General features: G+C 73.3%; 23 protein-coding genes. 14 read left to right on the top strand and 9 right to left on the bottom strand.

Features of this window, described 5'->3' with window-relative positions:
* Nucleotides 1-23: 23 nt before the first annotated feature.
* The 10 genes from ABEB09_RS05975 to ABEB09_RS06020 all read left to right on the top strand — a co-directional run bounded on the left by ABEB09_RS05975 (nucleotide 24) and on the right by ABEB09_RS06020 (nucleotide 9512).
* Complete coding sequence (locus tag ABEB09_RS05975) at nucleotides 24-1721, top strand: nitrite/sulfite reductase (RefSeq protein WP_345687813.1); 1698 nt, start codon at nucleotides 24-26, stop codon at nucleotides 1719-1721.
* Nucleotides 1718-1897, top strand: a complete 180-nt coding sequence (locus ABEB09_RS05980) for a hypothetical protein (protein WP_345687815.1) — start codon at nucleotides 1718-1720, stop codon at nucleotides 1895-1897. The genes ABEB09_RS05975 and ABEB09_RS05980 overlap by 4 nt, the downstream gene beginning before the upstream one ends.
* A complete protein-coding gene (locus tag ABEB09_RS05985) occupies nucleotides 1894-2595 on the top strand; it encodes a phosphoadenylyl-sulfate reductase (RefSeq protein ID WP_345687817.1) in 702 nt (233 codons plus the stop codon). Before ABEB09_RS05980 ends, ABEB09_RS05985 begins: the two co-directional genes overlap by 4 nt.
* Nucleotides 2592-3218 (top strand): adenylyl-sulfate kinase, encoded by a 627-nt coding sequence (gene cysC / locus ABEB09_RS05990; protein WP_345687819.1) that lies wholly within the window; start codon nucleotides 2592-2594, stop codon nucleotides 3216-3218. Before ABEB09_RS05985 ends, cysC begins: the two co-directional genes overlap by 4 nt.
* Nucleotides 3215-4153, top strand: a complete 939-nt coding sequence (gene cysD, locus ABEB09_RS05995) for a sulfate adenylyltransferase subunit CysD (RefSeq protein WP_345687821.1) — start codon at nucleotides 3215-3217, stop codon at nucleotides 4151-4153. The genes cysC and cysD overlap by 4 nt, the downstream gene beginning before the upstream one ends.
* A gap of 2 nt (nucleotides 4154-4155) precedes the next feature.
* Nucleotides 4156-5499: a sulfate adenylyltransferase subunit 1 gene (locus ABEB09_RS06000; RefSeq protein ID WP_345687823.1), complete on the top strand. Its 1344-nt coding sequence runs from the start codon at nucleotides 4156-4158 to the stop codon at nucleotides 5497-5499.
* A 217-nt stretch (nucleotides 5500-5716) separates the two neighbouring features.
* Nucleotides 5717-6829 carry an aliphatic sulfonate ABC transporter substrate-binding protein gene (locus ABEB09_RS06005; protein WP_345687825.1) on the top strand — a complete coding sequence of 371 codons (1113 nt, stop codon included), beginning with the start codon at nucleotides 5717-5719 and terminating at the stop codon, nucleotides 6827-6829.
* 35 nt (nucleotides 6830-6864) lie between these two features.
* Entirely contained in the window at nucleotides 6865-7656 is a 792-nt protein-coding gene (locus ABEB09_RS06010; RefSeq protein WP_345687826.1) for an ABC transporter ATP-binding protein, read from the top strand.
* Entirely contained in the window at nucleotides 7643-8545 is a 903-nt protein-coding gene (locus ABEB09_RS06015; RefSeq protein WP_345687828.1) for an ABC transporter permease, read from the top strand. Before ABEB09_RS06010 ends, ABEB09_RS06015 begins: the two co-directional genes overlap by 14 nt.
* Nucleotides 8546-8552: 7 nt before the next feature.
* On the top strand, nucleotides 8553-9512 hold the full coding sequence (locus ABEB09_RS06020) for a sirohydrochlorin chelatase (protein WP_345687830.1): 960 nt from the start codon (nucleotides 8553-8555) through the stop codon (nucleotides 9510-9512).
* Here ABEB09_RS06020 and ABEB09_RS06025 read toward each other — a convergent pair.
* From ABEB09_RS06025 to ABEB09_RS06045, 5 genes are read right to left on the bottom strand one after another with little or no spacing between them, the layout of a single operon-like run.
* Entirely contained in the window at nucleotides 9509-10363 is an 855-nt protein-coding gene (locus tag ABEB09_RS06025) for an STM4011 family radical SAM protein (protein ID WP_345687832.1), read from the bottom strand. The genes ABEB09_RS06020 and ABEB09_RS06025 overlap by 4 nt on opposite strands.
* Before the next feature lie 5 nt (nucleotides 10364-10368).
* Complete coding sequence (locus ABEB09_RS06030; protein WP_345687834.1) at nucleotides 10369-11700, bottom strand: STM4012 family radical SAM protein; 1332 nt, start codon at nucleotides 11698-11700, stop codon at nucleotides 10369-10371.
* Nucleotides 11697-12503 carry an STM4013/SEN3800 family hydrolase gene (locus ABEB09_RS06035; protein WP_345693850.1) on the bottom strand — a complete coding sequence of 269 codons (807 nt, stop codon included), beginning with the start codon at nucleotides 12501-12503 and terminating at the stop codon, nucleotides 11697-11699. The genes ABEB09_RS06030 and ABEB09_RS06035 overlap by 4 nt, the downstream gene beginning before the upstream one ends.
* Nucleotides 12504-12528: 25 nt before the next feature.
* Nucleotides 12529-13743: an STM4014 family protein gene (locus tag ABEB09_RS06040; protein ID WP_345687836.1), complete on the bottom strand. Its 1215-nt coding sequence runs from the start codon at nucleotides 13741-13743 to the stop codon at nucleotides 12529-12531.
* Nucleotides 13744-13753: 10 nt separating this feature from the next.
* Nucleotides 13754-14728 carry an STM4015 family protein gene (locus ABEB09_RS06045; RefSeq protein WP_345687838.1) on the bottom strand — a complete coding sequence of 325 codons (975 nt, stop codon included), beginning with the start codon at nucleotides 14726-14728 and terminating at the stop codon, nucleotides 13754-13756.
* Nucleotides 14729-14889: 161 nt separating this feature from the next.
* Between ABEB09_RS06045 and ABEB09_RS06050 the strand changes: the two genes are divergently transcribed.
* Together ABEB09_RS06050 and ABEB09_RS06055 are read left to right on the top strand one after the other, a co-directional pair.
* Nucleotides 14890-15222, top strand: coding sequence for a hypothetical protein (locus ABEB09_RS06050; protein ID WP_345687839.1), 333 nt, complete (start codon nucleotides 14890-14892; stop codon nucleotides 15220-15222).
* A gap of 52 nt (nucleotides 15223-15274) precedes the next feature.
* Nucleotides 15275-16336 carry a DUF6745 domain-containing protein gene (locus tag ABEB09_RS06055; RefSeq protein ID WP_345693851.1) on the top strand — a complete coding sequence of 354 codons (1062 nt, stop codon included), beginning with the start codon at nucleotides 15275-15277 and terminating at the stop codon, nucleotides 16334-16336.
* A gap of 32 nt (nucleotides 16337-16368) precedes the next feature.
* Here ABEB09_RS06055 and ABEB09_RS06060 read toward each other — a convergent pair whose 3' ends face one another.
* From ABEB09_RS06060 to mgt, 3 genes are all read right to left on the bottom strand, one after another.
* Nucleotides 16369-16992: a mycothiol-dependent nitroreductase Rv2466c family protein gene (locus ABEB09_RS06060; RefSeq protein ID WP_345687841.1), complete on the bottom strand. Its 624-nt coding sequence runs from the start codon at nucleotides 16990-16992 to the stop codon at nucleotides 16369-16371.
* An 89-nt stretch (nucleotides 16993-17081) separates the two neighbouring features.
* Nucleotides 17082-17636, bottom strand: coding sequence for a DUF1697 domain-containing protein (locus ABEB09_RS06065; protein WP_345687843.1), 555 nt, complete (start codon nucleotides 17634-17636; stop codon nucleotides 17082-17084).
* Nucleotides 17637-17943: 307 nt separating this feature from the next.
* Complete coding sequence (gene mgt / locus ABEB09_RS06070; RefSeq protein WP_345687845.1) at nucleotides 17944-19143, bottom strand: macrolide-inactivating glycosyltransferase; 1200 nt, start codon at nucleotides 19141-19143, stop codon at nucleotides 17944-17946.
* A 132-nt stretch (nucleotides 19144-19275) separates the two neighbouring features.
* Between mgt and ABEB09_RS06075 the strand changes: the two genes are divergently transcribed.
* Nucleotides 19276-20148 carry a phosphotransferase enzyme family protein gene (locus ABEB09_RS06075; RefSeq protein ID WP_345687847.1) on the top strand — a complete coding sequence of 291 codons (873 nt, stop codon included), beginning with the start codon at nucleotides 19276-19278 and terminating at the stop codon, nucleotides 20146-20148.
* Between the two features lie 76 nt (nucleotides 20149-20224).
* Complete coding sequence (locus ABEB09_RS06080) at nucleotides 20225-21049, top strand: alpha/beta fold hydrolase (protein ID WP_345687849.1); 825 nt, start codon at nucleotides 20225-20227, stop codon at nucleotides 21047-21049.
* Between the two features lie 248 nt (nucleotides 21050-21297).
* Here ABEB09_RS06080 and ABEB09_RS06085 read toward each other — a convergent pair whose 3' ends face one another.
* Entirely contained in the window at nucleotides 21298-22020 is a 723-nt protein-coding gene (locus ABEB09_RS06085) for a 3'-5' exonuclease (protein ID WP_345687851.1), read from the bottom strand.
* Nucleotides 22021-22055 lie beyond the last annotated feature (35 nt).

Here is a 22055-nt window from a genome sequence, read left to right on the forward strand (position 1 = left end):
GCAGTCCCGAAGGACGTATAGCCATGGCCGCCACCCCCGAAAAGCCCGCACCCGCCACGCCCCGCCGCAAGCCGGGGCGCCACCGTGGCGAGGGCCAGTGGGCCAGGGGCCACTTCACGCCCCTCAACGGCAATGAGCAGTTCAAGAAGGACGACGACGGTCTCAATGTGCGGACACGCATTGAGACGATCTACTCCAAGGCGGGTTTCGACTCCATCGACCCCAACGACCTGCGCGGCCGGATGCGCTGGTGGGGTCTGTACACCCAGCGCAAGCCCGGGATCGACGGCGGCAAGACCGCCGTGCTGGAGCCGGAGGAGCTGGACGACGAGTACTTCATGCTGCGCGTCCGCATCGACGGCGGGCAGCTCACGACCCGGCAGCTGAGGGTCATCGGTGAGATCTCGCAGGAGTTCGCGCGCGGGACCGCCGACATCACCGACCGGCAGAACGTCCAGTACCACTGGATCCGGATCGAGGACGTCCCGGAGATCTGGCGGCGGCTGGAGGAGGTCGGCCTGTCGACCACCGAGGCCTGCGGTGACACGCCCCGCGTGATCATCGGCTCGCCCGTCGCCGGCATCGCCGAGGACGAGATCATCGACGGCACCCCCGCCGTGGAGGAGATCCACCGCCGGATCATCGGCAACAAGGACTTCTCCAACCTGCCCCGCAAGTTCAAGTCCGCGGTCTCCGGCTCGCCGCTGCTCGACGTGGCGCACGAGATCAACGACATCGCGTTCGTCGGCGTCGAGCACCCCGAGCACGGGCCGGGCTTCGACCTGTGGGTCGGCGGCGGTCTGTCCACCAACCCGAAGATCGGCGTGCGCCTCGGCGCCTGGGTGCCGCTGGACGAGGTGCCGGACGTCTACACGGGCGTCATCTCGATCTTCCGCGACTACGGCTACCGCCGCCTGCGCACCCGCGCCCGGCTGAAGTTCCTGGTCGCCGACTGGGGCGCCGAGAAGTTCCGCCAGGTGCTGGAGGACGAGTACCTGAAGCGGAAGCTGACCGACGGCCCGGCCCCGGCCCAGCCCGTGCAGCAGTGGCGCGACCACGTCGGTGTCCACCGGCAGAAGGACGGCCGGTTCTACGTCGGCTTCGCCCCGCGCGTCGGCCGCGTCGACGGCGCCACGCTCACCAAGATCGCCGAGGTGGCGGAGGCGCACGGCTCCGGCCGCGTCCGCACCACCGTCGAGCAGAAGATGATCGTGCTGGACGTGGAGGAGGGCCAGGTCGAGTCGCTGACCGCCGCCCTGGAGGCGCTGGACCTGCGGGTCAAGCCGTCCCCGTTCCGCCGCGGCACCATGGCCTGCACCGGCATCGAGTTCTGCAAGCTGGCCATCGTCGAGACCAAGGCGCGCGGCTCCTCCCTCATCGACGAGCTGGAGCGCCGCCTGCCGGACTTCGACCAGCCGCTCACCATCAACATCAACGGCTGCCCCAACGCCTGCGCCCGTATCCAGGTGGCGGACATCGGTCTCAAGGGCCAGCTGGTCCTGGACGACAACGGCGAGCAGGTCGAGGGCTTCCAGGTGCACCTGGGCGGCGCGCTCGGCCTGGAGGCGGGCTTCGGCCGCAAGGTCCGCGGCCTGAAGGTCACCTCGGCCGAGCTGCCCGACTACATCGAGCGGGTCCTCAAGCGCTTCCAGGAGGAGCGCGAGGAGGGCGAGCGGTTCGCCACCTGGGCGGCCCGCGCGTCCGAGGAGGCGCTGTCATGAGCGAGCGAGCGGCGCCGTTCTACTGCCCGTACTGCGGCGACGAGGACCTGCGTCCCAGCGAGCAGGGCCACGGAGCGTGGGAGTGCGCGGCGTGCAATCGAGCCTTCCAGCTGAAGTTCCTGGGCCTGCTGGCCCGCGGGCTCCAGCGCCACGACAGCGGAGGGGACCGGACGTGACCGTGACGGAGACGGAAGAGGATCTGAAGGCGCTCGCCGAGCGCGCCGGCCGTGAGCTGGAGGACGCCTCGGCGCTCGACATCCTGAAGTGGGCCACCGACACCTTCGGCGGCCGGTTCTGCGTCACCTCCTCCATGGAGGACGCGGTCGTCGCGCACCTCGCCTCGCGCGCCTTCCCCGGCGTGGACGTGGTGTTCCTGGACACCGGCTACCACTTCCCCGAGACCATCGGGACCCGCGACGCGGTGGCGGCCGTGATGGACGTCAACGTCATCACGCTGACGCCGCGGCAGACGGTGGCCGAGCAGGACGCCGAGTACGGGCCGAAGCTGCACGACCGGGACCCCGACCTGTGCTGCGCGCTGCGCAAGGTGAAGCCCCTGGAGGAGGGCCTGACCGCGTACGACGCGTGGGCGACCGGGCTGCGCCGCGACGAGTCGCCGACCCGGGCGAACACCCCCGTCGTCGGCTGGGACGCCCGGCGCCGCAAGGTCAAGGTGTCGCCGATCGCCCGCTGGACGCAGGACGACGTCGACGCGTACGTCACCGAGCACGGCGTCCTCACCAACCCGCTGCTGATGGACGGCTACGCCTCCGTCGGCTGCGCCCCCTGCACGCGCCGCGTGCTGGAGGGCGAGGACGCGCGCGCCGGCCGCTGGGCCGGCCGCGCCAAGACGGAGTGCGGGCTGCACGGATGACGAACGAAACGATCCCTCAGAGCGATCAGAACGATCAGAGCGAACAGACCTCTCAGGACGAGCAGGAGAAGCACGTGACTGCGGCCGGGTCCACCGGGGCCACCATCTGGCTCACCGGTCTGCCGAGCGCCGGCAAGACCACCATCGCCTACGAGCTGGCCGGCCGGCTGCGCGCGGAGGGCCACCGGGTCGAGGTCCTCGACGGCGACGAGATCCGCGAGTTCCTCTCCGCGGGCCTCGGCTTCAGCCGCGAGGACCGGCACACCAACGTGCAGCGGATCGGCTTCGTCGCCGAGCTGCTGGCGTCCAACGGCGTGAAGGTCCTCGTGCCGGTCATCGCCCCGTACGCGGACAGCCGCGAGGCGGTGCGCAAGCGCCACCAGCAGGAGGGCACCGCGTACGTCGAGGTGCACGTCGCCACACCGGTCGAGGTGTGCTCCGTACGCGATGTGAAGGGGCTGTACGCCAAGCAGGCGGCCGGCGAGATCAGCGGGCTGACCGGCGTCGACGACCCGTACGAGGAGCCGGAGACGCCCGATCTGCGCATCGAGTCGCAGAACCAGACCGTGCAGGAGTCCGCGGCGGCGCTGCACGCGCTGCTCACCGAGAGGGGTCTGGCATGACGACCACCGTCGACACCACCCACGAAGACACGGACAGCCCGTTCGCGCTGTCGCACCTGGACGCCCTGGAGTCCGAGGCCGTCCACATCTTCCGTGAGGTGGCGGGCGAGTTCGAGCGGCCGGTGATCCTGTTCTCCGGCGGCAAGGACTCCATCGTCATGCTGCACCTGGCGCTGAAGGCGTTCGCGCCCGCCGCGATCCCGTTCTCGCTGCTGCACGTGGACACCGGGCACAACTTCCCGGAGGTCATCGAGTACCGCGACCGGACCGTGGCGCAGCACGGGCTGCGGCTGCACGTCGCGTCGGTGCAGGACTACATCGACCGGGGTGTGCTCAAGGAGCGCCCGGACGGCACCCGCAACCCGCTGCAGACCGTGCCGCTCACCGAGGCCATCCAGCAGCACCGCTTCGACGCCGTGTTCGGCGGCGGTCGGCGCGACGAGGAGAAGGCCCGCGCCAAGGAGCGGGTGTTCTCGCTGCGCGACGAGTTCTCGCAGTGGGACCCGCGCCGCCAGCGGCCCGAGCTGTGGCAGCTCTACAACGGCCGGCACGCGCCCGGCGAGCACGTCCGGGTCTTCCCGCTGTCCAACTGGACCGAGCTGGACGTGTGGCAGTACATCGCCCGTGAGGGCATCGAGCTGCCGGAGATCTACTTCGCGCACGAGCGGGAGGTGTTCTCCCGCAACGGCATGTGGCTGACGGCCGGCGAGTGGGGCGGCCCGAAGGAGCACGAGCCGGTCGTCAGACGGCTCATCCGCTACCGCACGGTCGGTGACATGTCCTGCACGGGCGCGGTCGACTCCGACGCCACCACGCTGGATGCCGTGATCGCCGAGATCGCCGCGTCCCGGCTCACCGAGCGGGGCGCCACCCGCGCCGACGACAAGCTGTCCGAGGCGGCGATGGAAGACCGCAAGCGCGAAGGGTACTTCTAGAGATGTCCACGACGACCGAGCAGCTCTCGGCCACCACCCTGCTGCGCTTCGCGACCGCCGGGTCCGTCGACGACGGCAAGTCCACCCTCGTGGGGCGGCTGCTGCACGACTCCAAGTCCGTGCTGGCCGACCAGCTGGAGGCCGTCGAGCACGCCTCCCGCTCGCGCGGCCAGGAGGCGCCGGACCTGGCGCTGCTCACCGACGGTCTGCGGGCGGAGCGCGAGCAGGGCATCACGATCGACGTGGCGTACCGCTACTTCGCCACGCCCCGGCGCCGGTTCATCCTCGCCGACACGCCCGGCCATGTGCAGTACACCCGCAACATGGTCACCGGCGCGTCCACGGCGGAGCTGACCGTAATCCTGGTCGACGCGCGCAACGGCGTCGTCGAGCAGACGCGCCGGCACGCCGCGATCGCCGCGCTGCTGCGCGTCCCGCACGTCGTGCTCGCCGTCAACAAGATGGACCTCGTCGGTTACGAGGAGGGCGTCTTCGCGAAGATCGCCGAGGAGTTCACGGCGTACGCGACCGAGCTGGGCGTGCCGGAGGTCACCGCGATCCCGATCTCGGCGCTGGCCGGTGACAACGTGGTGGAGCCGTCCGCGAACATGGACTGGTACGGCGGCCCGACGGTGCTGGAGCACCTGGAGACCGTCCCGGCGAGCCACGACCTGACGGCCTGCCACGCGCGGCTGCCGGTGCAGTACGTGATCCGGCCGCAGACCGCCGAGCACCCCGACTACCGGGGCTACGCCGGGCAGATCGCCGCCGGTACGTTCCGGGTGGGCGAGGAGGTCACGGTCCTGCCGTCGGGCCGTACGTCCCGGATCTCGGGCATCGACCTGCTGGGCGAGCCCGTCGACATCGCGTGGACGCCGCAGTCGGTGACCGTCCTGCTGGAGGACGACATCGACATCTCGCGCGGCGACCTGATCGTACCGAGCAAGGACGCGCCCCCGACCACACAGGACGTCGAGGCGACGGTCTGCCACGTCGCGGACACACCGCTGACCGTCGGCCAGCGCGTGCTGCTGAAGCACACGACCCGCACGGTGAAGGCGATCGTCAAGGAGATCCCGTCGCGGCTGACGCTGGACGACCTGTCGCAGCACCCGGAGCCGGGCCGGCTCGTCGCCAACGACATCGGCATCGTGAAGGTCCGCACGGCGGAGCCGCTCGCGCTCGACTCGTACGCCGACTCGCGCCGCACCGGTTCGTTCCTGCTGATCGACCCGGCGGACGGGACGACGCTCGCGGCCGGGATGGCCGGCGACTCGTTCGCCACGGCCGCCAAGGCGCCCGCCGGTGCCGGCGCTACGGCCGACGACGACGGGTGGGACTTCTGATGGCCGACGTGTTCGGCACGTTCGCGAAGGAGGGCGGCCGCGTCGGCAGCGGTGTCCTCGGCGCGGGCACCGGAGGGGTCGCGCGATGTGCCCGATGAGCCGCGTCCCGGCCCCGCTCCACCCCGTACGACCACCGTCCCCCGCCGATCGCCCGGCCTCGTCCCGTCGTTGACCCACGGGACGCAGGCACCGGGCGCCCATGAGAGGAACCGCCTCCGTGCCTGCCACGTCCCGTACCAACCCGCTGCGCCGCGCGCTCGCCGCCGCCGTCGCCCTGCCCCTGCTGATCGGGGCACTGGCCTCGTGCGGCTACGGCTCCCAGGCACCGAAGGGGGACGGCCGGGCCGTCGCCAAGGGCGAGAAGCTGTCGGCGGACTCGGTCCGGCTGGGCTACTTCCCCAACCTGACGCACGCCACGGCGCTCGTCGGGGACCAGGAGGGCTTCTTCCAGAAGGAGCTGGGCGGCACGCAGCTGAAGGTGTCCACCTTCAACGCGGGCCCCTCGGAGATCGAGGCGCTCAACGCGGGCTCGGTCGACATCGGCTTCATCGGCCCGTCGCCGGCGATCAACGGCTACATCAAGTCGGGCGGCAAGAACCTGCGGATCATCGCCGGTTCGGCCTCCGGCGGTGTGAAGCTCGTCGTGAACCCCGAGAAGATCAAGACCCTGGCGGACGTCAAGGGCAAGCGGATCGCGACCCCGCAGCACGGCAACACGCAGGACGTCGCGTTCCTCAACTGGATCGCGCGGCAGGGCTGGAAGGTCGACGCGGAGAGCGGCAAGGGCGACGTCTCGGTGGTCCGCACCGAGAACAAGATCGCCCCCGACGCCTACAAGTCCGGCTCCGTCGACGGCGCCTGGGTGCCCGAGCCGACGGCCTCCAAGCTGGTCAGCGAGGGGGCGAAGGTGCTGCTCGACGAGGCGTCGCTGTGGCCGGACAAGAAGTTCGTCATCACCAACGTCATCGTGTCGCAGACGTTCCTGAAGGATCACCCCGACGTCGTCGAGGCGGTACTGCGCGGCTCGCTGAAGACCAACGCGTGGATCAACGCCAACCCCGGCAAGGCGAAGGCCTCGGCGAACGAGAGGCTCCGGCAGCTCACCGGCAAGGCCCTGCCCGCCAAGGTGATCGACCCGGCCTGGCCGTCGATCGCGTTCACCGACGACCCGCTGGCCGCCACGCTGCGCGCCCAGGCCGACCACGCCGTGAAGGCCGGTCTGCTGGAGAAGCCCGACCTGACCGGCATCTACGACCTGCGGCCGCTCAACAAGGTCCTGAAGGCAGCGGGCAGGCCCGCCGCCGACGACGCCGGCCTCGGCGCCGCATAACCCCGTACGAGACCGAACCCCAGGAGGTGACGACCATGGCCACGACGCTCACGACACCGACGGCCGAGGACCGTACGGCGGTCGAGTACGCCGCCCGTATCGAGCACGTCTCGAAGTCCTTCGCCGGGCCCACCGGGCAGCAGCTCGTCCTGGACGACATCAGCCTCGATGTCGCTCCCGGCGAGTTCGTCACCCTCCTGGGTGCCTCCGGCTGCGGCAAGTCCACCCTGCTCAACCTGGTCGCGGGCCTGGACCGGCCGAGCAGCGGTTCGATCACCACCGACGGGCGGCCGGCGCTGATGTTCCAGGAGCACGCGCTGTTCCCGTGGCTGACGGCCGGCAAGAACATCGAGCTGGCGCTGCGGCTGCGCGGCGTGCCGAAGAACGAGCGGCGCGACGAGGCCGAGCGGCTGCTGGAGCTGGTGCGGCTGGGCGGCGCCTACCGCAAGCGGGTGCACGAGCTGTCCGGCGGTATGCGCCAGCGGGTCGCCATGGCGCGGGCGCTGGCGCAGGACAGCCGGCTGCTGCTGATGGACGAGCCGTTCGCGGCGCTGGACGCCATCACCCGGGACGTGCTGCACGACGAGCTGACCCGGATCTGGGCCGAGACGCGGCTGTCGGTGCTGTTCGTGACGCACAACGTGCGGGAGGCCGTGCGGCTGGCCGAGCGCGTGGTGCTGCTGTCGTCCCGGCCCGGGCGGATCGCCCGCGAGTGGACCGTGGACATCCCGCAGCCGCGCCGTATCGAGGACGCCGAGGTGGCGGAGCTGTCCCTCGAGATCACCGAACAACTGCGTGGGGAGATCCGCCGTCATGGCCAGCACTGAAACCGCCGTCACGAAGGACGGCGCCGCCAAGGGCGACGACCTCGCCGGCCTGGAGGCGGGCCTGGACGCGCTGGACGCGGTCGAGGTGCGCCGTACGCCGGTGCGCGAGGTCCTGGTCAAGAAGGTCCTGCCGCCGGTGGTGGCGGTGCTCCTGGTGCTGGTGGTGTGGCAGGTCCTGGTGTGGGCCGAGGTCACCGACGCCTACAAGCTGCCCGCGCCGTCTGCGGTGTGGGACAGCCTGGCCCACATGTGGCTGCAGGGGACCCTGTTCGGCGTGATGTGGACGAGCGTGTCCCGGGCGCTGCTGGGCTTCGCCCTGGCGCTCGCGATCGGTACGCCGCTGGGCCTGCTGGTCGCGCGGGTGCGGTTCGTGCGGGCCGCGATCGGGCCGGTGCTGTCGGGTCTGCAGTCGCTGCCGTCGGTGGCGTGGGTGCCGCCCGCGGTGCTGTGGCTGGGCCTGAACGACTCGATGATGTTCGCGGTGATCCTGCTGGGCGCGGTGCCGTCGATCGCCAACGGCCTGGTGGCCGGGGTGGACCAGGTGCCGCCGCTGTTCCTGCGGGCGGGCCGCACGCTGGGCGCGACCGGGCTGCGGGGTGCGTGGCACATCGTGATGCCGGCGGCGCTGCCGGGCTATCTGGCGGGCCTGAAGCAGGGCTGGGCGTTCTCGTGGCGGTCGCTGATGGCCGCGGAGATCATCGCGTCGTCGCCGGATCTCGGTCTCGGCCTCGGCCAGTTGCTGGAGAACGGCCGCAACAACTCCGACATGCCGGGGATCTTCCTGGCGATCCTGCTGATCCTGATCGTCGGCATCGCCATCGACCTGCTGGTCTTCAGCCCGCTGGAGCGGTCGGTGCTGCGCCGCCGCGGTCTGCTGAGCAGGAGCTGAACGTTCCATGACGACCCGCCGCCCCGCCCCGACGGCCCGTCCGGCCGCCCCGACGGCCCACGCCGCCGCCCCGACGGCGCGCCCCGTCCTGCTCGTCGTCGCCCACGGCAGCCGCGACCCGCGGCACGCCGCGACCGTCCACGCCCTGGTGCGGCGGGCGGCGGTGATGCGCCCGGGGCTGCGCGTGGAGACGGCGTTCCTGGACTTCAACGTCCCCTCGGTGCCGGCCGTCCTGGACCGGCTGGCGACCGAGGGCGTCCGGGACGTGGTGGCCCTCCCGCTCCTGCTGACCCGGGCGTTCCACGCGAAGGCGGACATCCCGGCGGTACTGCGCCAGGCCCCGCCGACGCTGAACATCCGTCAGGCCGAGGTCTTGGGCCCGTCCCCGCTGCTGCTGTCGGCGTTGGAACGGCGGCTGTACGAGGCGGGTCCGGCCCCCGGCATGAAGCCCTCCACCGGCGTCGTCCTGGCATCCGCCGGGTCCACCGACCCGGCGGCGGCTGTGCTCACCCGGGGGACACCCCCCGGACCCCCGGCCGGAAGCCCGGCCGGACCCGTGCCCGGAACCCCGCAGTGGCGACACGCCGTCGCGCGCATGAAGCGCTCCACCGGCGTCGTCCTGGCATCCGCCGGGTCCACCGACCCGGAGGCGAACGCGGCGATCGCAGAAACGGCGCGGGAGCTGCGGCGCGCCGGTTGGTGCGCCGTGCGGCCCGCGTTCGCCTCCGCTTCCCTTCCCCGCACCGAGGACGCGGTGCGGGCCCTGCGAGCCGAGGGCGTGCGCAGGGTCGCGGTCGCCCCGTACGTGATCGCGCCCGGGCGGCTCCCGGACCGGATCGCGGCGGGCGCCGCCGAGGCCGATGTGCTGGCCGGTGTGCTCGGCCCGGCGCCCGAGCTGGCCCGGCTGCTGCTGGAGCGCTACGACGGGGCCCGCGCGGCCGGCCGGGTGCTGGCGGCGGCGGTCTAGCCGAGGCTGCCGGGGGCCGGTACGCGTTCCAGGACGCCGCCGGCGAACACGTCGTACAGCGGCAGCGTCTCCAGGTGGACGTAGCCGATGTGGCAGTCGCACACGGCCAGCGGGCACGGCCGGGGCGCGAGCGCGGCGCGGTACGAGCCGTCGTAGAGGTTGCCCAGTTCGGCCCGCACGAAGTGGCAGCGGCGGACCGTGCCCTCCCCGTCCACCGAGACGACGGACGCGCCCGTACGGCAGGGCAGTCCGGCCGAGCGGTGCGGGTGGCGGCTGTACGGGAAGAGCGGGTCCAGCGCGGTCCAGGTGGCCGCCTCGGCGTCGGTGTAGGTGTGGCCCTCGGCCGCGTTGATCCACAGGTAGACGTGCGGGGGCAGCGCGGCGCGCAGGCGGCGGGCGTGCTCCAGGTGCTCGGGCAGGCCGACGACGCCGACGCTGAAGCGGATGCCCCGGTCCGCGAGGTCCCGCGTCTTGGCCACGAACCGGTCGTACGGGGTCTGGCCCGGGTGGTAGGTGCACCAGAGGGCGACGGTGTCCGGGTCGGCGTCGGCGAGCCAGTCGGTGCGGCAGCTGAGGTTGGTCTGGATGGCGACCCGTTCGACGTGCGGCCGGTGGGACAGCTCGACCAGGGCGCGCCGGTACCAGGAGCGGACCAGGCCCTCGCCCCACGGGGTGAACAGGACGGAGAGCCGGTCGCCCGACTGGTCCTTCGCCCAGCCCGTGAACCGTTCGAGCGCGGCCCGGTCGGCGCGCAGCTGTTCGGGGGTGTCGCGCCGCTTCGCGAAGGGGCAGTAGGGGCAGTCGAAGTCGCAGGAGGCGAGCGGGCCCCGGTAGAGGATCGTCAGGTCCATGGCGGCTACTTGACGGCGTACGCGGCCATCGCGGCCCGTACCTCGGCGGAGAACAGCTCGGGTCCCAGCGCGTCGGAGTGGGCGAGGCCCTCCGGGGAGAGGCGCAGCAGCCCGTCGGGCGCGTCGTCGTCCAGCCAGCCGCGCGCGGCGAACGCGGCCAGCTCCGCGGGGAAGTCGTCGTACGGCTCCGCCCCGAACCGGTCCCGGTAGTCGGCGAGGGGCATGCCCCTGGCCTGGAGCAGCGACTGGAGGAGGTGACGCCGGCGCGCCTCGTCCCCGTCGACGTACCGGCCGTGCACGGCCCGGGTGAAGTCCTCGGTGCCCGTGTAGGCGTCGATGATCGCCCGTATATGGCCCATGTCGACCGCGTAGTCGAAGGAGTAGTGGAGCGTGGAGGTGTAGGAGCGGGCCCCGCAGCCGAGGCCGATCATGCCGTCGGTCTGGCAGGCGTGGTCGTCGGGTCCCTGCGCCGGTGCGCCGGGCCGGCGGAACATCCGCATGGACACCTGCTCGTAGCCGTGGGCGAGGAGGTGGTCGCGGCCCTGCCGGTAGAGGCTCAGGCGCTGTTCGTCCCAGTCCCGGTCGGTGACGGCGGTGCGGCGGGCGAGGCCGGTGAGGGGGCGCACGTACAGCGGGTAGAGGTACAGCTCCTCGGGCTGCCAGGCGAGCGCCGCGTCCAGCGAGGTGCGCCAGCTGGCGGGGGTCTGGCCGTCGATGCCGTAGATGAGGTCGATGTTGAGGACGGGGATGCGGGCGTCCCGGATCCGGGCGAGGGCCGCGTCGACGTCGGCCCGCCGCTGGGGCCGGACCGCGGCGCGGGCCTCCTCGTCGACGAAGCTCTGCACGCCGAGGCTGAGCCGGGTGGTGCCGCGCTCGGCGAGGACGGCGAGCCGGTCGGCGGTGGCGGTGGCGGGCGAGGCCTCGACGGACAGCGGGATCGCGCGCAGGTCGGCGCCCATGCGCTTCTCCGCGATGTCGCAGAGCCGCTCCAGCTCGGCGGCCTCCAGGAAGGTGGGGGTGCCGCCGCCGAACGCGGCGTTGGCGAAGCGTACGGGCGCGGTGTCCCCGAGCGCGTCGCGGACGGCGGTGGCCTGCCGGTCGAGGGCGTCGAGGTATCGGCCGGTCAGCTCGTCGGGTGCGCCGATGCGGGTGAAGAGGTTGCAGAAGCCGCAGCGGACCTCGCAGAACGGGATGTGGAGGTAGAGCGAGAGGGCGTCCTTGCGCTCGTCGCGCCACAGGTCCCGCAGGGCGGGCCCGGGTTCCGGGAGGGGCCGGTAGGCGGTCTTGTGCGGGTAGGCGTAGACGTAGCTCCGGTACGGGCGGACGTGGCCGGTCATGCGGACGGCTCCAGGAAGAAGTGGGCGTACGGCACGGTCCACACGGCCTCGTGGCCGAGGCGGTGGCCGGTGTAGCCGTCGTCGCCGTACGTGGTCCCGTGGTCGGAGCACACGATGGCGAAGCAGCGGCGGCGGGAGCTCATCGCCCGGAAGAGGCGGCCGATGTGCCGGTCGACGTACTGGAGGGCGGCGGCGTGCGTGGCACGGCTGTCGCCGGCCTCGCGGGTGGCGCCGGGCAGGTGGAACCAGTTGGGCTGGTGCAGCGCGGAGACGTTGAGGAAGAGGAAGAGCCGCTGCTCGGCGGGGAGCGCGGCGACGACCTGCTCGGCCCGCTCCACCTGCGCCTCGAAGGAGGTCGGGGAGGCCACGCCGAACGCGGGCTCCCAGTGGCTCTCCTGGAACATGCCGGGCAGGACGTCGCCCAGCGCGCCCTGCTTGTTGAAGAAGCCGACGCCGCCGACGCACACCGTGCGGTATCCGGCCGCCGCGAGGCCGGACACCAGGTCGGGCGTGTCGAAGACGTAGGTGCGCCCGGCGGTGGTCTCACTGCCCGCGAAGCGCGCGGCGAACAGCCGCGGGTGCGGCCCGGGCGCGGCGGGCGTGGGCAGGAACCCGGCGAACATCGCCTGGTGGGAGGCGTAGGTGAAGCTGCCGGGTGCGTGCCGCTTCTCCCAGGCGCCGCCGGGCAGGTGGCGGGCGAGGTTGGGGAGGCGTCCGTCGGCGGCCAGTTCGGCGGCGACGTCGTGGCGGAGGGTGTCGAGTGTGACGAGGAGCAGGTCGTCGCGGCCGACGACCTCGTTCATGTCGGGCGGCGGGCCGGGGGTGGTGTCAGGTGCTTGCACGGTGGTTCCTCGCACGGTGGTTCCTTGCCGGGTGGTTCGTGGCCGTCCCCGCCGGTCGGTCCGGCGCCGGTCGGTCCGGCGCCGGCTGATTCGTCGCCGGTCGGCGCACCGGCAGCCGGTTCTGCAGTACGGCGGCGACTTGGGCGGCGTACGTGTCACGGCCCTCCGCTCCCCCGCCGGGCAGGCCGGTCAGGCCCGGCAGGAGGTCGCCGAAGGCGTTGACCTCGCCGACGGCGAACCGGCGCCAGCCGATAGCCGGCAGCAGGTCGACGCCGACGCACAGCGTGCCGGGGAAGCGGTCCGCGGCGCGCTCGCAGATCTGCAGGGCCTCCGCCCAGTGCGGCCCCGCGGCCCCGACGACGGCGGCCAGGTCGCCGCGCCGCCCGCCGAGGTGGAGGTTGGTCATGGGTGAGCGGCTGGTGCGCACCACGGCGTGCGTGGCGCGGCCGGCGACGACCACGACCCGCAGGTCCGTGACACGGCCGCCCTGGGACGCCTTGGGCCACCACCGCTCCACGTGCAGCCCGTCGGGCGCGAGCGCGTCGACCAGGGCGGCCACCTCGTGCTCGCTCGTGATGCGGCGCACGCGCAGCGAGTTGTACAGCCGGCCGTCCACCGCCTCGACGGAGGTGGTCGCCCGGATCCTGCCGCGTCCGGCCGTCTCGACGGCGAGGACACCGGAGGCGGACGAGCCGTGGGCGGGTTTGACGAAGGCACGGGGCATGGCGTGCCGGTCCAGCAGGGCCCGTACGTCGTCCCAGCCGCGTACGGGCGTCCGGTCCCCCGACGTGGGCGACTCGGGCACCGGCACCCCGGCGCGGCTCAGGGCTTCATGGCAGCGCCGCTTGTCGAACAGGACGGCCAGCTCACCGGGGTCGTCCAGGCGGACACCGCCGGTCAGGGTGCCGACGGCGGCGGTGAACCGGGCGTACCAGCGGGCGCCGCCCTCGACCCGTGTGGGGTCGTCGACGTCCCGCAGGGCCCGGTCCACCGCGTCGTTCTCGCCGGGCGAGTCGAGGCGGACGACCTCGTCGGGTGCGAACGCCGCGCCGCCGTCGCGCAGCACGGCCGTCCACGGCACGACCCGGGGCGCGGGCAGCCCGGCGTCCCGCACGGCGCGCGAGAACAGGGCGACGCGGCGGTTCTCCGGGTTGCCGACGACCGCGAACCGCGGTGCCCGGCGCGGCGTTCGATCCGTCATGGCCGGTCCGTCACTCGCCGACCGCGACGAAGCGCCAGACGCGGCCGTCCCACTCGTCCTCGTCGGCGCCGTCCGTGTCGAGGTCGAGGGTGACGCCCGCGGTCTCCAGGGAGGCGCGGAAGCGGTCCCTGAGCGCGTCGCTGAGGTAGTTGTGGTGCAGGTCGAGCTTCTTGAGGTGCGTGAGCGGCTGTCCGGCGAGCAGCGCGGCAGCGCCCTCGTCGGTGAGGACGCCCATGGACAGGTCGAGGACGTCCAGCCGGGCGACGACGGGCGCGGAGGCCACGGCGGCGGCGATCTCGTCCTGGATCTCGCTGTTGCGCAGCGCCAGGTGGCGCAGGCGCGGCAGCCGCGTCCCCGTGAGGATCGGCGCCACGTCCGCCGCCTCGCTGTCCCCGCCGTACTCGGACGTGCCGAGCCACAGGTCGAGGTGTTCGAGGGCGGGCAGGTCGCTGCCGGCGACGCCCCGCACGGCCGCGGCCGGCATGCCGCCGGTCTCGACGGTGAGGGAGCGCAGGTTCCGGTGCGTGAGCGCGGGGATGACGAGGCCGCTGCCGCCGCGCACCCCGAACTCCTCCAGCTCGGGGAAGCCGTCGAGGAGCGGCTTGACGTCGCCCTGGTTGATCCAGGAGATCTCGCACTCCTCGGACTCCATGTCGCCCAGGAACAGGGCGCGCAGGGCGGGCAGCTTCGCCCGCGCGTCGAGCAGCGCCTCGATCACCGGCTCGGGGCCGGAGTCGTAGGCGTCGGGCCAGGCGCCGACGACGATGGACCGCACGCGGGTGGTGTCGACGGCGGCGCAGAACCGGGCGAAGGCCTCCGGCCAGCTCTCCTCGCTGTCGTACGTGTCGGCCGCGATCCGCCACGCGACGGCGTCGGCCGCGGGCAGTTCCGCCGCGTCGCCCGGCGGCTCGGTGTCGTCGTCGGCCGCGGGGAAGTCGAAGACGGGCAGTCCGTACGACTCCCGCAGATGTTGCGCCCAGGTCATGCCCTGCCACTCCTCGCCGATCGTTGTCGATGCGCTGCAAGTTGTAGCAAGCGCCACTGACAGCGCCGGGGGCAGGGGCGGTCGTACGGCCGTTGTCAGACCCTCGCCCTACCGTCGGAATCGACGCGGCGCACCGGGCGGCGCGGGGGAAGGGAACACGTATGTACCGGCAGGGGGATGTGCTCATCGTGCCGATCGAGGAGTCGGCGGTGCCGGCGCACGCCACGGCGGCCGGCGCGCCGGAGGAGCCGAGGGACGCGCGGGGCAGGCTGGTGCTGGCGCTGGGCGAGGTGACGGGGCACGCCCACGCGGTGCTGGGCCCGGGCCGACTCGTGCGCGAGGCGGGCCCGTTCGGGCCGATGCTGCTCCACCTGCCGGACGGCGGACGGGTGGTGCACGAGGAGCACGCGGCGATTCCGCTGCCGAAGGGCTGGTACCGGGTGGTGCGCCAGCGCGAGTACGTGCCGGGTTCGGTACGCGTCGTGGCGGACTGAGGGGGCGCGGGACATGACGACCAGGACGGCAACAACGGACGGTACGGGTGCGATGAGGGCAGCGGGTGTGACGGACGCGGAGCAGGTGGCCGACGGCGTCGAGCGGTGGAGGGCGGCCGCCACGGCCACGGGAGCGGCGGACCGGGCGGCGGCGGAGGCCGGCGTGCGCCTCGCGTACCGCCGGGCGGGGCTGGCGGAACCGGAGCGGATCGTCTGGGCCGGCTCGCCCCGTGAGGCGCTGCGGCTGCTGCGGGACGCGCACGACGGTGACTGCGGGCCGGAGGCGCGGGGCCGCAGCGTGCGGGACGCGGTGCGCAGCACGCCGTGGGCGGCCGAGCGGAGCCGGCTGCACGACCGGCTCGGCCCGCAGGGCTGGACGCGGCGGTGGGGCGTGACGGGCGCCCGGCTGTGGGAGACGACGCGGCAGTTGACGGACCGTATCGGCGCGGGCCTGGTGGAGGGGGTCGCCGGGGACCGGGCGGAGGAGGCCGCGATCCGGCTGCTGCTCCTGGACGCGGTGCTCGGCCAGCACGACGCGGCCTGGCTGTGCGCGTTCGACACGGGCGCCGGTTCGCCGCTGGACGGGCTGGCCGCGGTCGCCCGGTCGGCCGGCTGGTGGTGGCCGTACGAGCGGCTGGCCGTCGTCTGCGAGCGCCCGGTCGAGCTGCACCGGGACGAGGCGGGCCGCCTCGACCGCGGCGACGGCCCGGCCCTCGCGTACCCGGACGGCTTCGCGCTGCACGCCTGGCGGGGCATGCCGGTGCCCGCGGCGTTCCTCGACGAGCTGGCCGCGCTCACGCCGGAGCGGATCCGGGACGAGGAGAACGCGGAGCTGCGCCGGGTGATGCTGGAGCACTACGGCTACGACCGCTATCTCCAGGAGTCGGGCGCGCAGCCGGTGCACCGGGACGAGACGGGTGTGCTGTGGCGGATACCGCTGCCGGACGACGAGGACGTGGTGATGGTGGAGGTGGTGAACTCCACGCCGGAGCCGGACGGGACGAGCCGTACGTACTGGCTGCGGGTGCCGCCCGCGACCAGGACGGCGAAGGAGGGCGTGGCCTGGACGTTCGGTCTGGCCGCCGAGGCGTACGAGCCGCTGCGCCAGACCTGACACCCGTCCTGTGGCAGGTCCCTCGGCGGAGGTCAGGAGAAGTCGAGGCTGCCGACGCGGGTGCGCTTCATCTCGAAGAAGTCGTCGTGGCCGGCGAGGGTGCGGAAGGCGTCGAAGAGGCGGGCTGCCTTCTCGCCGCGCGGAATGGAGTTGAGGACGGGGCCGAACCACACGGCGCCGTCGACGTGGAGGGTCGGCGTGCCCACGTAGGCGTCGGCGGCGGGGTCCTTGCCCGCGTCGTGGCTGCGGCGGACGGCCTCGTCGAGGGCCGGGTCGTGGGCGGCGGCCGCGAGGTCGGCGGGGAGGCCGAGTTCGGCCAGCGCCTGGGCGGTAACCTCGTCGAAGTCCCCGTTCTTGTCGCGGTGGATGCGGGTGCCCAGCGCCGTGTACAGGTCCCGCAGTACGGGCCGGCCGTACCGCTCGGCCGCCGCGGCGGCGACCCGTACCGGCCCGAGGGACCGGTCGACGAGGTCCCGGTACCAGTCGGGCAGGTCGTTGCCGATGTTGTGCAGGTACAGGCTCATGACGTGGAAGCGGACGTCGAGGTCGCGGTGGGCTTCCACTTCGAGGATCCAGCGGGAGGTGATCCAGGCGAAGGGGCAGGCGGGGTCGAACCAGAAGTCGACGGCGGTGCGGGGCTGTTCGGTGGTCGTCATGGTGAGGAGGCTAGTGCGCCGGTGGCCACCGCCCCTGGGCCATTTACGGTACGGGGCGGTGGGCCACTCCGGTCACTCCCGGCTGCCGGTCACTCCTCGGCGGTGAGTTCCGCCAGCTTGACCACCGTGTTCCAGTTGCGGGTGGTGGCGACGAGCCCCTTGAAGACGGCGGGGCGGGCGAGGGCCTCGGCGAGCTTGGAACGGCCCATCCCGTCCGGCAGGTACAGGTACAGCGCCCGGTCGCCGATCCGGAACTCCTCGGGGAGGTGGGCGGACGGGTCGAGTGACGCGAACCGGTCCGGGTCGACCTGCTCGGACAGGTACGTGACGTGCAGCTGCTTCGGCTCCAGCTCGGCGGCCGGGAAGGGGCAGTCGTCGACGACGGCCCGCAGGTACTCCGCGCTCCTGACGAGGCATGCGACGGGGAAGCCGAAGTGCCGCTCCATGGCCTTCTCCAGGTCGGCGGCGAGCGTGTCCTCGCCGACGCCGGAGGTGCCGGTGAAGACGGCGTTGCCGGATTGGAGGTAGGTCCGTACATCGCCGTGGCCCAGTTCGGTCAGGACGGTGCGCAGCTCGGCCATGGGCACTTTCCTGGACCCGCCCACATTGATTCCGCGCAGGAGGGCGGCGTATCGGATCGTCATGGCCCCACCCTAGGTCGTGTCCGGCGGATCATGCCTGGGCCGCGGGGCCTGGCACGCCCTCCCCCAAGCCCTGACGGGCAGGGGGGACCCCCAGCGGCGTTGTCGTCGGTCGCGATGGCTCCGCCATCCCTCCCTCCTCCGCCTTGCAGCCGCACGCACCAGACCCCGCTCACCAGCAGTCAAAGGCACCGCCCAGCGATGTCGGCATGATCCGCCGGACACTCCCCAGGCGGCCCCTCCGGCGGAGGGCCGCACGGGGACGGGACGTCACGGCGCGACGGCTCCGGGCGGCGATGCCACCTCGGCATCAGGCCGACGGCAGCTCCGCCTCGATGAGGTCGGCCGCGCGCCGCGTGCCGCCCTCCTCCGCCATCTGCGCCCGGATGGTGTCCAGCCGGCGCGCCACCTCGGGGTCGTCGGCCAGTTCCAGGACGGCGGTCCGCAGGTCGTCGGCGGTGGCGTCGGCCATCGAGAGCCTGCGGGCGACGCCGAGGCCGACCAGCATGTCGGCGTTGCCGAACTGATCGGTCATCAGCGGCACGGCGACCATGGGCGTGCCGGTGGCCAGGCCCTCCTGGCTGCCGCCGGCGCCGGCGTGCGTGATGAACGCGTCGGCCTGCCGCAGGACCGCCAGTTGCGGCACCCACGGGTGGACCTCGATGTTGCCGGGCACGTCGCCCAGCTCGGCGGGGTCGACGTACCGGCCGATCTGGAGGACGACGTGCCAGCCGGGCAGGTCGCCGAAGGCCTTGACGCAGTCGCGGTAGAAGGCGGGCTGCTTGGTGTTGGCGGACCCGAGCGAGACGAGCAGCACGCGCTCGGCGCCGTCGGGCCGCTGCCAGTCGCCCTGCTCGGCACGGTCGCCCTGGCAGGCGCCGACGAAGGTGTGGACGGACTCGTCGACGCGGTCGGCGTACGGCTGGAGGGCCTTGGGGATGAGGACGAGGCTGCGGCGCGGGCGCGCGGTGAACGCCTCCGGGCCGGAGTCGATGCCGTTCTCGGCGAGCCAGGCGGTGAACCGGGCGTGGTAGGCGCGGCCGCGCTCGGTGGCCAGCAGTTGGGCGGTCATGGGGACGCCGACCTCCTCCTCGTAGCCGTCCCAGGCGACCAGGTTCGGGGAGAGGGAGACGGCGGGCACGCCCCAGCGGTGGGCGAGGACCCGGGCCGGGTACGAGGTGATGTCGTGCAGGACCAGGTCGGGCTCGTCGCCGGCGAAGGCGTCGGCGAGCCGGGGCAGGGCCTGGACGGCGTCGTCGAGGAACGGCTCCAGGTTGTCGACGAGTTCGGTGCCCCACGCGTCCGGGTCCTCGTCGGTGGGGAGCGTGGAGTGGTAGATCACCGGCTCGGCGCCGGTGGCGGCGACCTTGTCCGCGAAGGCGGCGGGGATCGCGTAGCTGACGCGGTGCCCTCGGGCGCCGAGTTCCCGGATGACCTCGAGGCTCGGGTTCACGTGCCCGTGGGCGGCGATGGAGAACATGGCGATATGGGCACGGCGCGTTGTCGTCATGCGCCCACTCTAAACGAGACGAGACGTATCGTCCAGCCCAATGTTCGGTAACGAGCCTCCAAGTGCGAGACTGGCCGGAATCCGTACGGGTGCCACCGTCGCACCCGTCGCAGGTGAGGAGCGGGAAAAGACATGGACGAGGCGCGGGCCCGGAAGGCCCTGGAAGCCGCGGGATCCGTCGCGGGCGCGGGCACGGGCGTCGACGGCGCCGAGTTGCTGGCGCTGGGCGAGAACGCGGTGTTCGCCGTCGGCGACCGCGTGGTGAAGGTCGGCCGGAGCGCCGAGCTGCTGGAGCGGGCCGAGCGGGAGCTGGCCGTCGCCGCCTGGCTCGCGGAGGCGGGCGTTCCGGCGGTACGGGCGGCGGAGCCCGGGGCCCGGCTGGTGAACGGCCACCCGGTGACCGTCTGGCACCGGCTGCCTCCCGCCGTACGGCCCGCGCAGCCGCGGGACCTGGCGCCGCTGCTGCGGGCGGTGCACGAGCTGCCCGCCCCGCCGTTCACGCTGCCCCGCCGCGAGCTGCTGGGCGGGGTGGAGCGGTGGCTGCGCCTGGCCGGCGACGCCGTCGACCCGGCGGACGCCGCGTACCTGCGCGAGCGCAGGGACGGCTTCGCCGCCGCAGCGGCCGCGCTCACCCCGCGGCTGGCACCGGGCCCCATCCACGGCGACGCCCTGCCGCGCAATGTGCACATCGGCCCCGACGGCCCGGTCCTGGTCGACCTGGAGACCTTCTCCTCCGACCTGCGCGAGCACGACCTCGTGGTGCTCGCCCTCTCCCGCGACCGCTACGGGCTCGACCCCGCGGCGTACGACGCGTTCACGGAGGCGTACGGCTGGGACGTGCGCGACTGGGAGGGCTGCGCCGTGCTGCGCGGCGCCCGCGAGACGGCCAGCTGCGCCTGGGTCGCCCAGCACGCCCCGGCCAACCCCAAGGCGCTGGCCGAATTCCGGCGGCGGGTGGCGTCCCTGCGGGACGGCGACCCGGAGGTCCGCTGGTACCCGTTCTGACGCCCCGTTCCCGGTACCGGCATCGCGGATAGGCTGACGGCCGACCCAACTCCTCATCACCACGGGGGCATTGCCGATGCGTGTGGAACTGAACGATGTGACGCTGGAGGTCGAGGACCGCGGGACCGGGCCCGCCGTCCTGCTGGTGCACGGCTTCCCGGACACCCATGACTGCTGGCGCCACCAGGTGCCGGCACTGAACGCCGCCGGGTACCGCACGATCGCCCCGGACCTCCGGGGCTTCGGCGGCTCCGACCGGCCGCTCACGACCGCGGCGTACGACCCGTCCCATTCGGTCGCCGACCTGCTGGAGCTGCTCGACCGCCAAGGGGTCGACCGGGTCCATCTCGTGGGCCACGACTGGGGGTCCGGCATCGTGCAGCGGCTCGCGCTCACCGCGCCGGACCGCGTGGCGAGCCTGTCCCTGCTGTCCGTGGGCAATCTGGGCGCGTATGGGGACGCGGGCTGGGAGCAGCGCCGCTGGTCCTGGTACATGCAGCTGTTCCAGCTCGAGGGGCTGGCGGAGGACTGGCTGACGCGGGACGGCTGCGCCAACGCCCACGAGTTCCTGGCCGAGCACCCCGACCGCGAGGAGGTCGTCGCCCGGCTGACCGCCCCGGGTGCGCTGACCCCCGCCCTCTCCATCTACCGGGCAGGACTGCCGCCCGAGGCGATGTTCGGCCCCCGGCAGCCGCTCCCGCCGCTGCGCGGTCCGGTCCTCGGCCTGTGGAGCAGCGGCGACCGGTTCCTCACCGAGGTGTCGATGAGCGGCACCGGCAAGTACGTGGAGGGATCCTGGCGGTACGAGAGCATCGACGGCGCGGGCCACTGGCTCCAGCTGGAGGCGCCGGAGCGGGTGAACGCCATCCTGCTCGACTTCCTCGCCGAGCACACGCCGTGACGCACACCACGTGAAGGGCCTCACAAGCCTTCCCCGTGTCGCACGCCGTCCCGGGGGCCGGGGGCCGGGGGCCGTTCAGCCGACGGCCGGTGGTCGATGGCCGTTCAGCCGACGGCCAGTGGTCGATGGCCGTCCAGCCGACGGCCCGAGGCCGAGGGGCCGAGGCCGAGGGGCCGAGGCCGAGGGGCCGAGGCCGAGGGGCCGAGGCCGAGGGGCCAATGGCCGAGGGGCCAATGGGCCGATGGCCTTCAGCCGGCCACCGGTGCGGGTGCCCGCAGCGGCCAGGCCGGGTCGATGACCGCGTCCGGGGTGCCCTTCCGGCGCAGGAACCGCTGGAAGTCGGCCGCCCACTCGGCGTACCACGCCACTTGGCGCACGTGCAGCTCGCCCGGTGACAGCTCCGCGACCGAGGCGTGCCGCTCGGCTATCGCGCAGGCCACCAGGACGGCGGCCCGCGCGTCGGCGGTCGCCTCGTGGGCGCCGTCCAGCACCACGCCGTACTCGGCGCAGACGGCCTCCAGGTTGCGCTTGCCGCGGCGGTAGCGGTCGACGGCCCGGTCGATGGTGTACGGGTCGATGACCGGCCCGACGGGGACGCCGCCGAGCCGCTCGCCGAGCGAGGGCAGCCCGTGCCGCCGCAACTCGGCGGACAGCAGCGTCAGGTCGAAGGCCGCGTTGTACGCGACGACCGGGACGCCTCGCTGCCAGTGTCCGACGAGGGCGTCCGCGACCTCGTCGGCGACCTCGCGGGCCGGCCGTCCCTCGGCGGCGGCCCGCTCGCTGCTGATGCCGTGGATGGCGGAGGCCTGCGCGGGGATGCGGACCCCGGGGTCGGCGAGCCATTCGCGGCAGGCGAGCGTCCGCCCGCCGCGCACCTCCACGACCGCGGCGGTGACGATTCTCGCCTCCAGCGGTTCCGTGCCCGTCGTCTCCAGGTCGAACCCGACCAGCGTCTCCCCGTGCCAGCGCATGCCGATCCTCCTTCGTGGCGCCCAGGGTGCGGCGC

Source organism: Streptomyces coeruleoprunus (genome assembly GCF_039542925.1).
Lineage (GTDB): Bacteria > Actinomycetota > Actinomycetes > Streptomycetales > Streptomycetaceae > Streptomyces > Streptomyces coeruleoprunus.

Coding starts and splice junctions, on each gene's coding strand:
- cysC (WP_345687819.1), top strand. CDS start 2,592: ATGACGAACGAAACGATCCCTCAGAGCGATCAGAACGATCAGAGCGAA.
- ABEB09_RS06025 (WP_345687832.1), bottom strand. CDS start 10,363: ATGGACCTGACGATCCTCTACCGGGGCCCGCTCGCCTCCTGCGACTTC.
- ABEB09_RS06060 (WP_345687841.1), bottom strand. CDS start 16,992: ATGACGACCACCGAACAGCCCCGCACCGCCGTCGACTTCTGGTTCGAC.
- ABEB09_RS06030 (WP_345687834.1), bottom strand. CDS start 11,700: ATGACCGGCCACGTCCGCCCGTACCGGAGCTACGTCTACGCCTACCCG.
- ABEB09_RS06055 (WP_345693851.1), top strand. CDS start 15,275: ATGAGGGCAGCGGGTGTGACGGACGCGGAGCAGGTGGCCGACGGCGTC.
- ABEB09_RS06020 (WP_345687830.1), top strand. CDS start 8,553: ATGACGACCCGCCGCCCCGCCCCGACGGCCCGTCCGGCCGCCCCGACG.
- ABEB09_RS06080 (WP_345687849.1), top strand. CDS start 20,225: ATGCGTGTGGAACTGAACGATGTGACGCTGGAGGTCGAGGACCGCGGG.
- ABEB09_RS05975 (WP_345687813.1), top strand. CDS start 24: ATGGCCGCCACCCCCGAAAAGCCCGCACCCGCCACGCCCCGCCGCAAG.
- ABEB09_RS06065 (WP_345687843.1), bottom strand. CDS start 17,636: ATGACGATCCGATACGCCGCCCTCCTGCGCGGAATCAATGTGGGCGGG.
- ABEB09_RS06045 (WP_345687838.1), bottom strand. CDS start 14,728: ATGACCTGGGCGCAACATCTGCGGGAGTCGTACGGACTGCCCGTCTTC.
- ABEB09_RS06075 (WP_345687847.1), top strand. CDS start 19,276: ATGGACGAGGCGCGGGCCCGGAAGGCCCTGGAAGCCGCGGGATCCGTC.
- ABEB09_RS06015 (WP_345687828.1), top strand. CDS start 7,643: ATGGCCAGCACTGAAACCGCCGTCACGAAGGACGGCGCCGCCAAGGGC.
- ABEB09_RS06050 (WP_345687839.1), top strand. CDS start 14,890: ATGTACCGGCAGGGGGATGTGCTCATCGTGCCGATCGAGGAGTCGGCG.
- cysD (WP_345687821.1), top strand. CDS start 3,215: ATGACGACCACCGTCGACACCACCCACGAAGACACGGACAGCCCGTTC.
- ABEB09_RS06040 (WP_345687836.1), bottom strand. CDS start 13,743: ATGACGGATCGAACGCCGCGCCGGGCACCGCGGTTCGCGGTCGTCGGC.
- ABEB09_RS06010 (WP_345687826.1), top strand. CDS start 6,865: ATGGCCACGACGCTCACGACACCGACGGCCGAGGACCGTACGGCGGTC.
- ABEB09_RS06000 (WP_345687823.1), top strand. CDS start 4,156: ATGTCCACGACGACCGAGCAGCTCTCGGCCACCACCCTGCTGCGCTTC.
- ABEB09_RS06035 (WP_345693850.1), bottom strand. CDS start 12,503: ATGAACGAGGTCGTCGGCCGCGACGACCTGCTCCTCGTCACACTCGAC.
- mgt (WP_345687845.1), bottom strand. CDS start 19,143: ATGACGACAACGCGCCGTGCCCATATCGCCATGTTCTCCATCGCCGCC.
- ABEB09_RS06085 (WP_345687851.1), bottom strand. CDS start 22,020: ATGCGCTGGCACGGGGAGACGCTGGTCGGGTTCGACCTGGAGACGACG.
- ABEB09_RS05980 (WP_345687815.1), top strand. CDS start 1,718: ATGAGCGAGCGAGCGGCGCCGTTCTACTGCCCGTACTGCGGCGACGAG.